This window comes from Xanthomonas sp. SHU 166 (genome assembly GCF_000364685.1).
GTDB lineage: Bacteria > Pseudomonadota > Gammaproteobacteria > Xanthomonadales > Xanthomonadaceae > Xanthomonas_A > Xanthomonas_A sontii.
In genome coordinates, this window is record NZ_AQOJ01000212.1 from 1 (window position 1) to 1997 (window position 1997).

2 protein-coding genes and 1 pseudogene are annotated in these 1997 nt (G+C 63.5%); all 3 read left to right on the plus strand.

The genetic code is table 11. The annotated features are described in order from the left end of the window. Positions 1-23 precede the first annotated feature (23 nt). Positions 24-548, plus strand: a complete 525-nt coding sequence (locus tag D180_RS07195) for a hypothetical protein (protein ID WP_017912265.1) — start codon at positions 24-26, stop codon at positions 546-548. Between the two features lie 70 nt (positions 549-618). Next, entirely contained in the window at positions 619-1209 is a 591-nt protein-coding gene (locus tag D180_RS07200) for a hypothetical protein (protein ID WP_051064787.1), read from the plus strand. Beyond that, positions 1206-1997, plus strand: a pseudogene (locus tag D180_RS07205) (hypothetical protein); the annotation flags it as partial. The gene D180_RS07200 and the pseudogene D180_RS07205, both read left to right, overlap by 4 nt.

Here is a 1997-nt window from a genome sequence, read left to right on the forward strand (position 1 = left end):
TTGGTCGATGCAGGAGCCGTGACATGTCCCACGTGCTGTGGTCGAAGGAGTGGCAGCTATGCGTGCGGCGCACGTGTGCGCTGCTGACCACGGCGCTGCTCGCACTGCTGCTCACCGCCGGGATGGCTGCGCTGGCCTACCGTCATGCGGGCGGCACGGCGCTGCTGATGGCCCAGGCGCTGGCGGTGTTGGGTGCTCTGCTGCAACTGGGCATGGTGGGCATGCTGGCGCTGCTGGTCGTGCGCGCGTCGCGCGCCTGGTGGCGCCTGCGCTCCGGTGGCAAGCGCACGGTGCAGTCCAGGCAGTTGTGCCACGCCATCCTGCAGGTAGCCGGGATGACCTTGCTGATGTGGTTGTCGGCGCTGGCGGCCGTCGCGCTTCCCGGTTCGCTGCCGCTCTTCATCCGGGTGCCGGAACTGGGTCTGTCGTTGCTGATGTTGATCGCTCTGTTGCTGATGCAGCGCCTGCACGTGCGCCATGGCTGTCGCCGGCTGACCGGCGCCCTCGCTGCCGCCGAGCATGCCGCGCGGCGCACCATCGTGGCTTGAGGCCCTTTTCGTGAAAGCCAAGATCCTCTGCGCGTTTTCCCTTCTGCTTTTGTTGACAGGATGCAACCCGATGAACGCTGCCTCGGAGAATGCCGCCAGTCCTCATGTCGACGCCCATGGTGACCCGGTGTACCGCAAGAATCCGCATCCGACGCGGGCGTATCGGATCTCGATGACCATCGAGGGCGCTCCGGGGCCGTTCGGATACGTGTCGGGTACGGCTTTCTACGACATGATCAATCATGCGCAATGCACGCCGATCGAACCCATCGAAGGAGTGTGGAGCAAGCCTGGCGAAAGCGGCATACCGATCGACTTCAAGAAGGTCGACGAAAGTACATTCGTCGGAACGGTCTACGCCGATGGCATGGTCGATGAAAACTATTACGGCAAAGGAGTATGCAGGTTCGCGCTGAGTGGTGTGGGCGTGACGCTGAGAGCGACCGGCAACCAGGTGGAGACCCGCTTTCAACCTGCGCTTTTCAAGGGCGAGGTCGAGAAGACTGCTTCTATTGCGACGTATTTCTGGAAAGGCGGCTATCCACGCGATCAGATGGAAAATTACCCGGATTCGGGTCATCGCGATCCAGAGAAGTTCAAGCTGGAATTGCAGCGTGCATTGTTCAAGATCACATTGTCTTCCACTAAGGAAGCGCCATGAATCTGACAAGTCAACAGTACGCTTTTCTCGCGGAAGACGTGTATAGAACGCCGCGCGAGAGAGGAGAGGACAGCAAGCCGGTCGTTATCGGTGGGGTGGCTTACAAGCGACTTGAGTACGTGGATCGCCTATCCGGCTACCAAGGCATGCTCTACCAACGGCTGGATACGGGTGACTTGGTCGTTGCGCACCGCGGGACGGAATTCGATCGGCAACCGCTGCTTGACGGGCTCGGAGCTGATGGCGGGATGGTGGCAACTCGCCATAACGCGCAGGTGGCTGATGCGGTCCAGTTCACCAAGCACGCGCTGGAGCTGGCTGAAAGCCAGGCGCAGCGAGATGGGCATAAGCCGGCCGTCACGGTCACCGGCCACTCCCTGGGCGGCGACCTCGCGCAGGTCACGGCCCACCACTTCGGCCTGAAGGGCGAAACCTTCAACGCCTACGGCGCGGTCAGCCTGGATCGCCGAATCCCCGAAGGCGGCACCGACGTCGTCAACCACGTCATGGCCGGCGACCCGGTCAGCGCGGCCAGCCGGCACTACGGCCAGGTCCGCATCTACGCCACGCCCGAGGAAGTCGCCACGCTGCAGCGCGCCGGCTACGACAACAGCAAGGGCGGCTGGGACGCACGCAACCCCTTCAGCGCGGTCGGCGGGTTGATCGTCGAGTCGCACCGCATGCACAACTTCCTGCCGGTGGATGGCAACGGGCGGCCCGACCGCTCCGTGCTGGAAGATCCGGCGGCGCAGCAGCGCGCCGCGCAGTACGCGCCGATGATCGGCAGG

Excerpts from the sequence above, each read along its gene's own strand:
- D180_RS07195 (WP_017912265.1), top strand. The coding sequence starts at position 24 with ATGTCCCACGTGCTGTGGTCGAAGGAGTGGCAGCTATGCGTGCGGCGC.
- D180_RS07200 (WP_051064787.1), top strand. The coding sequence starts at position 619 with ATGAACGCTGCCTCGGAGAATGCCGCCAGTCCTCATGTCGACGCCCAT.